Source organism: Serratia sp. (in: enterobacteria) (assembly GCF_046715635.1).
Taxonomy (GTDB): domain Bacteria; phylum Pseudomonadota; class Gammaproteobacteria; order Enterobacterales; family Enterobacteriaceae; genus Chania.
Genome location: NZ_JBKJYW010000053.1, coordinates 1 through 8236, shown reverse-complemented (window position 1 = coordinate 8236; position 8236 = coordinate 1). Strand labels below are relative to the sequence as shown.

The window sequence follows — 8236 nt, the reverse complement described above, 5'->3', positions numbered from 1 at the left end:
GCGTACCATTGGCCAGATCGTCCGCCACCTGATAAGACAGTAGCCGGGCAATCCCCTTTCCTGCCCGCACTGCCAACAGTTGAGTTTCCACCTCGTTCAACAACAAGCGCGGCGTCAAACGTACTCGCTCACCGTTTTCGTTAGGCCCAAAGCGCCATTCTCCTGACGTCGGACGTAGAGTGCCGACAATAGTGTCATGATCGCTCAACTGCGCCGGTTCCAGCGGCTCCCCGCGTTGCGCCAGATAGGCTGGGCTAGCCACGGTGACGCGTGTCACCTCTCCGAGCTTACGCGCCACCTTGGAGGAATCTTGTAAATGCCCGATGCGCACCGCCACGTCCAGCCCTTCATCGATCAGCTCCAGATTGCGGTCATTTAACTGCATGTCGATCTGGATTTGCGGGTAACGTTCGAGAAAAGCCATCACCACCGGTGCCACATGCTTGCGCCCAAACTGCACCGGTGAAGTAATACGCAGCAGCCCGCTCAGTTGAGCCTCTGCAGTATCCATCACCGCGTCTTGATAGTCGTGCAACAGTGCACGCGCGCGCTCGGCTAACCGTAATCCGGCCTCCGTGGGGGCCAGACGCCGGGTAGTTCGCTCCACTAGCCGCGCACCAAACCGTTGCTCCAGCGAAGCGATAGCCCGGGTCACCGCCGGAGCGGAACGGCGCAGCTTGCGGGCCGCACCGGCCAAACTCCCCTGCTGGATCACCGCCACAAAAATCGCCAACTCGTCCAATCGATCCATAGACTATTCCGCCAAGTGAAATTATCAATTGCCATCTTCCCGGATAGCCATCATCTGGCGCAAGAGTATTCTAGTCAGCACACCATAAAGGAGACTCACCATGCAAATCTTGAAACTGTACGGCACCCCAGCCTCTGGCCATTGCCACCGCGTCGAGCTGCTATTGCGAATGCTCGCTCTGCCTTATGAGTATTGTGAGGCTCCGGCCACGGTGCGCCGTAGCGAGGCATTCCTGCGGCTTAATCCCGTTGGGCAGATCCCGGTATTGCTGGCAGATGAGCAGGTATTCACCGACAGTAACGCCATCATGGTGTACCTGGTGAAACGCTATGCGCCAGACAGCCACTGGCTGCCGGAAAATCCGTTGGCGGCCGCCCAAGTGCAAGCCTGGCTTTCCAAAGCGGCCGGAGAGGTACGCTATGGCCCCGCATCCTGTCGGATGGTGGTGCAATTTTCTGCGCCAGAGAACTATCCGTCTGCACAAACCATCAGCGCACGCTTTCTACCCCAGTTAGAGCAACACTTGGCAGAACGCGAATTTTTGGCGACCTCATTACCCACGATTGCCGATCTGGCTTGTTACAGCTACGTGGCGGTCGCCCCGGAAGGTGGGCTTTCCCTCCAGGCTTTCCCGGCAATCCAGCGCTGGTTAGGTCGTATTGCCGCGCTGCCCGGGTTCTTCCCTATGCCTGCGTTACCCCTGCCTGAACAGGCTGTAGGTCAATAACATGTTTCCCTCCCTGTTTCATCCCGATGAGCAGTTAGCGCAGGAGCTGGCCGGTTTTGATGCGGTGAGCGGGAATATATATACCGCCATGCCCGATCAACATCGCGAGTTCTTCTCTCATCTACCCTACCTGTTTGTTGCCACACTGGATGAACGGCAGTGGCCGGTTGCTACGTTGTTCAGTGGCCCAGCCGGTTTTTTGCGCTCGCCGGATGAAACACATTTGCGGATCGTTTCACCACGCCGGGCGGACGATCCCGCTCAGGCGGCACTCTACCCCGGCCAGCCCGTCGGCGCATTAGGGGTAGACTTCAGTAACCGCAGGCGTAACCGGGTTAACGGCACCATTAGCCGTACGGATAAAAACCGCGTGGAGATTGCGGTGCAACAAAGCTTCGGCAACTGCCCGCAGTACATACAACGGCGGGAGCTGTTCGCCGAGCCGAACGTTGCCGCTCCCATCGAACAGTTGAACAGTTTAGATGGCCAGGCCCGGCAACTGATCCAACAGGCAGACACCTGTTTTGTAGCCAGCTACGCCCACGGTGATTTAGCACAAGGCGGCGTGGATATCTCGCATCGCGGCGGTAAACCGGGGTTCATCCATCTGGCTGGCGAAACCCTGTGGATACCGGATTTTCGCGGCAACCGCTATATGAATACGCTGGGTAACTTGTTGGCTCAGCCACGAGCGGCACTGTTGTTTATCGATTTTACACTAGGGGATATTTTACATTTGCAGGGGGAAACCCAGATCTTATGGCAGGCGGAAAACGCAGCCGTCGCAGGTGCCGAGCGCTACTGGCGGTTTGATATCACCAGTGCGTGGCGTTTTCGCCAGGCACTGGGCTGGCGCGGCAGAAACGTTGAGTTCTCTCCAGCAACGTTACGCACGGGAGTTTGGCAAAATCACGCTGGAAGCCTGTTTTAACTTCAGGTGCTGCCTAGGTTGCTGATATGCCGTCACCGGGCTTGCAACGGGCGCAGCATGCGGCGCCACTACGGTCGAACATCTGCGCCTCTCTCCCCATTCAGCAACATTGCCCCTTTGTCATCAATCTGAACGGCAGTTGCTGATTTTGCTAGCTAGCGCCATTTTAAAAAAATCCACGCTACGTTACAGTGAAAGTGGAGAAGCCCTCCAGTAGACAGTTTGACTCAAAGGAGCTTGAGTATGTTTCCAGAATACCGTGAGTTAATATCGCACCTGAAATCAAGCCACCCCCGCTTCCAGTCATTGTTTGAAAAGCACAACCAACTCGACCACCAAATAGCCAGGTTAGAAGGGCCATCGGGCAACGGCTACTCTGACGAGGTGGTTCGTTTGAAAAAAGAGAAGCTCCATATCAAGGATGAGATACACAAAATACTAAAGGCAGAGGAAACCGCAGCCAAGTAGCGCCCGCCGATCCCCGCGCTACTGCGGGGATCACCGTTGAGTTCCATTAAACCTATTTGAACAGAATTGCTTATGTGACTGCTCCCCGCCGTATTGGGTGAAGGTTGACGGCGGGTTTTGCTAAAGCTTCGGATTCCATTCTTCGGGACTTTGGTCACAGACAAACTTAAGCGTAAGTGATTGAATACTAGCGTAGAGGGGGCATTTAATCCTCATGGCGGGCAAACCCCTGACCGTTTGCAAGGCCGTTGTGATCAGCCGCTCCGGCATCTCTGCGTGAAACGCTTGCTATAGAGCCCCCTTTTGCGGCAAGTTGACGATATCAGCCCCAGCCGAATGTTCCAGTGACCCTTAGAGCAACGCAATGATTAAATGGCCGTGGAAAGCAAATCAAGCGCAGGCGGAAACGTTTGCCGACTGGCAGGAAGCCCTGTCCATCCCCCTGCTCTCACCTTTGGATGAGCAAGAGCAGCGGCGTTTGGTCGCGGTCGCCAGCCAGATTTTGCAAAATAAACGCATCGTGCCTTTACAAGGGTTGGAACTGACATCCCTGATGCAGGCGCGTATTGCCCTGCTGTTTGCGTTGCCGGTAATGGAACTGGGGGCAGAATGCCTGGACGGTTTTAACGAAGTCCTGCTCTACCCAACCCCGTTCGTAGTGGAAGATGAATGGCAGGATGATATTGGTCTGGTGCATTCCGGGCCGGTGGTGCAAGCGGGCCAAAGCTGGGAACAGGGGCCAATCGTGCTCAACTGGCTAGACGTGCAAGACTCCTTCGACCTTTCCGGTTTCAACCTGGTGATCCATGAAGCGGTGCACAAGCTGGATATGCGTAATGGCGGCACCGCTACCGGCGTGCCCCCAATCCCGCTGCGCGATATCGCCGCCTGGGAATACGATTTACACGCCGCGATGGAAAACCTGCAAGATGAAATCGATATGGTGGGCGAAGAAGCTGCCAGCATGGATGCCTACGCCGCCAGCGATCCGGCAGAGTGTTTCGCCGTACTTTCCGAGTATTTCTTTAGCGCCCCAGAGCTGCTGGCCAACCGCTTCCCTACGTTGTACGAGCACTTCTGCCGCTTCTACAAACAAAACCCGCTGGCCCGTTTACAGCGTTGGTATGCAGACAGCGAGCCACAACGGGACTGAGTTTGCTCAGATGATGAGCTGTCGCACCCCCCATAATCAATTTTGCGTTGACACGATCTGCACGGCTGGATATGATGCGCCCCGTTCACACGATTCCTCTGTAGTTCAGTCGGTAGAACGGCGGACTGTTAATCCGTATGTCACTGGTTCGAGTCCAGTCAGAGGAGCCATATTGAGAAAAGCCCGCTTAGGCAACTAAGCGGGCTTTTTGCTTTTCAGTCTGTTGGAAGACGGTTGCCACCAGTGGATCTCAGGTTGTTCTGTTGGCTATGATGATTTATTGGGGGCCTACTCTCCGATTCGATTTCGACAAGGCTTAACATTTCATAGAACAACTCCTGTCTCCCCCCAATAATAAACCTTGCACTAGCTATTTGTTCCTCCATCAACAGCTATTTCTGCCCCCGTGATAAAAGCAGCGTCTGAACTGGCTAAAAAGCTGGCAACTGCCGCGATCTCATTGGTTGTTCCATATCGGCCCAAGGATGTCAGATTGCACCAGAATTCGGCATTGGGGCCATTAACCGGGTTCATATCCGTGTTGATTGGCCCCGGAGATATCTGGTTTACCGTGATACCTTTAGAACCAAGATCTCGTGCTAGCCCTTTCGTGAGCCCTATGATGGCTGATTTGCTCATTGCATATAGCGTCAGCCCGCTCCCCGGAACGTGACGGCCAACGCAACTGCCAATATTTATAATTCTTCCCCCTTCACGCAGATGAGTTGAGGCATGTTGCGCGAACAGGAACGCCCCCCTGATATTGACCATGATGGTCTGATTGACGGTTTCCAGGGGAATATCTTGCAATGGAGTACCACTGATATCCATGTAGCCGGCATTATTGACCAGAATATCAAGGCCACCGTAACGTTTAATCACCCGTTCGATAACCGGGGCAATAGTCGAAGCATCTGCAATATCAGCCTGGATCGCCTCACCTCGCCTACCGTATTGATGAATATCGGCAAGCACCTTATCTGCAGCTTGAGTATCATGCGCAAAAGTTATGATGACCTCGGCACCATCGCGGGCAAGATGCCGGGCAATATCAGCGCCTATTCCCCTGCTTCCCCCCGTGACCAATGCAACTTTTCCAACAAGAGTAGACATAATGAAGCTCCTTAGAGGGGGTTAATCGTTTTTTGCTTCTGTGCATTCGCCCTACGCAGCAGGCGAATATCTGGAAGTAACGTCATCAAGCCGACGATAGCCATCAAAAAACCAACCCAAAGCGGCGATCGCAGACTGAAACCAAAGCTGACGCACAGGCCGCCGAGGAAGGAACCGACGACAATACCCAGCGTGATGACGGAGGTGTGTAAGGTGTTGACCAAGGGCCTTCCGTTCGCAGTACGCATTACGCGTGAAACCATGGCGGGGTTCATCGTGACGCCAACCAGACCGATCCCCATCAACGCCAGAGCGGCTATCAGTTTGCTGTCTGCGAACAAGGCAAATAACACCAGGAATACCGCCAGCGCGATCAGTCCAATGGACAATGTTGAGATCGTATGGCGCTCAGCCAGTTTCCCAACAACCAGGTTGCCGACAACCGTAGCCACCCCATAGGCAAACAATAAGCTCGCTACCGCCGCATCGCTGTATCCTGTGATCTCTTTCAAGATTGGAGTGAAATAGGTGAATGCCGCAAAAGTGGCGCCAATGATTAATAAACTGGTCGCAAAGGCAGCCCAGAGTTTGGGATTTTTCAAGGCTCCCAATTCACCTCGCAGGCTTAGCGCGGCAGCCTTTGGAATGGAGGGGATAAAGACAATACTCACAATGCCAGCCATCGCCGCCAGAGCGCTAACGGTCCAGAAACTTTCGCGCCAACCAAAATGTGTCCCGATCAGATTAGCCATAGGGAGGCCAAACACTGTGCCGACCATAATGCCAGCCAATACAATAGAAACAGCCCACCCACGCAGTGATTCTGTAACCAGTTGCACGCATATCGCCAACGCAACGCCAAAGAAAGCCCCAGATGCTGCACCGGTAATCAACCTGGCGATAATCAATGCCTCATAGCTTCTGGAGAGTGCCCCAAGAACTTCACCGCTGATAAAGACCAGGTAAAGAATGATTAACGCCGTTTTAGGTGCGATTTTCAGTAGCCCGATAGCTAACAGTGGGCCACCGAAAGCCATGGCAAACGCATAAATGGAAACGAGATAACCAACTTGCGATATCGTCACCCCCAGATCGTCAGCCATGACAGGGATCATTCCAGAGACTTGAAACTCACTGGTCACCATCGCGAATATGCCTAGGCACAGTATGTAGATGGCTAAAGGCAGTGAGTCTTTCTTTGTATTGATGGGGATAGCGAGATTAAGTTTCACGTCATCCATTTGTTCCCCTCCCAACGATCGAGCGAGCAGCTACATCACCATCGGTTGGCATTTCCTGATGAGTTTGGTGATAAGAGGCAATCTTGATTTCCCTGGCCAGGCTATCTTCGGTAGCTGCGGGCGGAGTAACCCCATCAACCACCGGTCGGCCTGCCGCCAAGAAGAACTCTTCTATGCCTCCTGGGGTATAGAAAATCAGCATGCTGGCAGCCTGGTCTGAACGATTGACAAAGGCATGCGGAACCCCACGTTTGACAAATACACGCCCACCCGCCTTGACCTGATATACGACTGCATCAACCATGATGTCGAGCTCACCGGTCTGTACAAAGAAAAGTTCGTCCACGTTGCTATGCTGATGCATGGGGGGACCACTTCCCGGGGGGATAAGTGCCTCAATCAGCGTCATGGTATTACCACTGTTTTGAGCATCAAGAAGAATCTGGTATTCATCACCACTCATCCATACTTTTGGTCCAAAACCTGCGGGTAAATAGGTTTGCCTTATATCGGATGCGGATTTATCCCTTGGGTTTCTCTCTGACTTTTTCATCATAAACCTCTTTAGCTTTGTGTCGGATTAGCCTGCAGCAGCGAGCTTAGCTTGTGCCACTCTGGACGTGACCAGCAAATTGCTGGGAGTAACACGAGTTTCTATACCCTCGATGTCAATAGTGAGTAATTGCAGCCACTCATCAGATGCAGCAACGAAGGTGCCCACTGCCGTGTGGCGAATGCTGCCGGGTATATCCAACTTGACACGGGTTTTATCGTGGCAGCGGGCCATCGATAACACGACAACGCGAGAGCCATCCGGCAAGAAAAAATGTGCACCAGGATGCCGATACCCTGCCTGTGTATGACAACACAGTGTCTGGGCATCCAAAGTGAAGTCGAGTAGATAGTCTTGCTCACGCGGGCGGGCACAATAGGTTCGTTTACTGATGTCCTGTGGGGCATAAGTAAACGCGCCAGTTGATAGCAAGGGAATGAGATCCAGCAGCATCAGAACATTTTGCCGCTCTTGCATACCACGCAAACTGATCCCCGTTTCCATGCCAGATAGTGCAATCTGCCGCTGCATGATGATCGGCCCGGTATCAAGACCTTCTTCCATCCTGATAACGCTGATAGCGCTATGACGTTCACCGTTACGAATCACCCAGTAGAAAGGCGCAAGGCCTGCATAACGCGGTAGAGGGCTGGGGTGAAAATTAATCGGGGCAATGCGGGGTATTGCCAGTAACTCAGGACTCAATATCTGTTGGAAATTAGCCACAATGAAATAATCAGGTTCAAACTCGGTCAACTGCATAACTACAGCAGCAGTGCTCACCCGCTCAGGACGCAGCACGGGGAGGCCAAGCGCTTTGGCTTCAACTTCTATATCTACCTTCAAAGGATCGTTAAGAAAGTAACCGCAAAGGCTGTTTTGCGGTGATGTGACTACAGCAACCAGCTCAATCATGGGATGGGCGGAAAGGATCCGAAGAAAAGGCGAACCCAGCTTCGAATTAACTTCAGAGAACAACACAATCTTTAGTCGTTTCGACATTTCAAGATCTCCATGGGTACCTAACAGGTCAACGATGCCACTCAACTCAAAAAAATGGGCTCGATGATTGCCCCCCGACCAGCACGTTACCCGCCAATTGCAAAATAGAGTCCTGTGCAACCGCATGCTGACACATGGTTGCCGAATCCCGTAACCAGCGATCCATTGGCGAGCGCTTGTATACGGAAGATCCCCCCATCAAGTCATACAGGGTTAGTACAATATTTCTGCTGATGCGAAATGCGTTGTAACGGGCTAAGGCGGTGATCACACGATCATCTAGAGAAAAAACCTCCT

10 protein-coding genes and 1 tRNA gene are annotated in these 8236 nt (G+C 53.1%); 5 read left to right on the top strand and 6 right to left on the bottom strand.

Features of this window, described 5'->3' with window-relative positions:
* A partial coding sequence (locus ACLQ7H_RS02670; protein ID WP_411751336.1) for a LysR family transcriptional regulator occupies positions 1–751 on the bottom strand: 751 nt, incomplete at its 3' end.
* A 100-nt stretch (positions 752–851) separates the two neighbouring features.
* Here ACLQ7H_RS02670 and ACLQ7H_RS02665 point away from each other — a divergent pair.
* The 5 genes from ACLQ7H_RS02665 (at position 852) to ACLQ7H_RS02645 (ending at position 4200) form a co-directional block, all read left to right on the top strand.
* Complete coding sequence (locus ACLQ7H_RS02665; RefSeq protein WP_411751335.1) at positions 852–1478, top strand: glutathione S-transferase; 627 nt, start codon at positions 852–854, stop codon at positions 1476–1478.
* 1 nt (position 1479) lies between these two features.
* The gene (locus ACLQ7H_RS02660) at positions 1480–2409 is read left to right on the top strand and encodes a pyridoxamine 5'-phosphate oxidase family protein (RefSeq protein WP_411751334.1); all 930 of its coding nucleotides are present in this window, start codon (positions 1480–1482) and stop codon (positions 2407–2409) included.
* Positions 2410–2652: 243 nt separating this feature from the next.
* Positions 2653–2877, top strand: coding sequence for a YdcH family protein (locus ACLQ7H_RS02655; RefSeq protein WP_411751333.1), 225 nt, complete (start codon positions 2653–2655; stop codon positions 2875–2877).
* A 364-nt stretch (positions 2878–3241) separates the two neighbouring features.
* Complete coding sequence (gene mtfA / locus ACLQ7H_RS02650; RefSeq protein ID WP_411751332.1) at positions 3242–4030, top strand: DgsA anti-repressor MtfA; 789 nt, start codon at positions 3242–3244, stop codon at positions 4028–4030.
* Between the two features lie 94 nt (positions 4031–4124).
* Positions 4125–4200 (top strand) — tRNA-Asn (locus ACLQ7H_RS02645).
* A gap of 196 nt (positions 4201–4396) precedes the next feature.
* On the opposite strand, the gene ACLQ7H_RS02640 is transcribed toward ACLQ7H_RS02645, so the two are convergent.
* From ACLQ7H_RS02640 to ACLQ7H_RS02620, 5 genes are all read right to left on the bottom strand, one after another.
* Positions 4397–5143, bottom strand: coding sequence for an SDR family NAD(P)-dependent oxidoreductase (locus tag ACLQ7H_RS02640; protein WP_411751331.1), 747 nt, complete (start codon positions 5141–5143; stop codon positions 4397–4399).
* 11 nt (positions 5144–5154) lie between these two features.
* Entirely contained in the window at positions 5155–6384 is a 1230-nt protein-coding gene (locus ACLQ7H_RS02635) for an MFS transporter (protein ID WP_411751330.1), read from the bottom strand.
* The gene (locus tag ACLQ7H_RS02630; RefSeq protein WP_411751329.1) at positions 6377–6940 is read right to left on the bottom strand and encodes a cupin domain-containing protein; all 564 of its coding nucleotides are present in this window, start codon (positions 6938–6940) and stop codon (positions 6377–6379) included. Before ACLQ7H_RS02630 ends, ACLQ7H_RS02635 begins: the two co-directional genes overlap by 8 nt.
* A 24-nt stretch (positions 6941–6964) precedes the next feature.
* Positions 6965–7939 (bottom strand): methionyl-tRNA formyltransferase, encoded by a 975-nt coding sequence (locus ACLQ7H_RS02625; RefSeq protein ID WP_411751328.1) that lies wholly within the window; start codon positions 7937–7939, stop codon positions 6965–6967.
* Positions 7940–7985: 46 nt separating this feature from the next.
* Positions 7986–8236 (bottom strand): hypothetical protein (locus ACLQ7H_RS02620; protein ID WP_411751327.1); only part of this gene is annotated, 251 nt, incomplete at its 5' end.

What these genes read in the sequence shown, in the direction of transcription:
- ACLQ7H_RS02660 (WP_411751334.1), top strand. Translation starts at nt 1,480, where the DNA reads ATGTTTCCCTCCCTGTTTCATCCCGATGAGCAGTTAGCGCAGGAGCTG.
- mtfA (WP_411751332.1), top strand. Translation starts at nt 3,242, where the DNA reads ATGATTAAATGGCCGTGGAAAGCAAATCAAGCGCAGGCGGAAACGTTT.
- ACLQ7H_RS02655 (WP_411751333.1), top strand. Translation starts at nt 2,653, where the DNA reads ATGTTTCCAGAATACCGTGAGTTAATATCGCACCTGAAATCAAGCCAC.
- ACLQ7H_RS02640 (WP_411751331.1), bottom strand. Translation starts at nt 5,143, where the DNA reads ATGTCTACTCTTGTTGGAAAAGTTGCATTGGTCACGGGGGGAAGCAGG.
- ACLQ7H_RS02625 (WP_411751328.1), bottom strand. Translation starts at nt 7,939, where the DNA reads ATGTCGAAACGACTAAAGATTGTGTTGTTCTCTGAAGTTAATTCGAAG.
- ACLQ7H_RS02630 (WP_411751329.1), bottom strand. Translation starts at nt 6,940, where the DNA reads ATGATGAAAAAGTCAGAGAGAAACCCAAGGGATAAATCCGCATCCGAT.
- ACLQ7H_RS02635 (WP_411751330.1), bottom strand. Translation starts at nt 6,384, where the DNA reads ATGGATGACGTGAAACTTAATCTCGCTATCCCCATCAATACAAAGAAA.
- ACLQ7H_RS02665 (WP_411751335.1), top strand. Translation starts at nt 852, where the DNA reads ATGCAAATCTTGAAACTGTACGGCACCCCAGCCTCTGGCCATTGCCAC.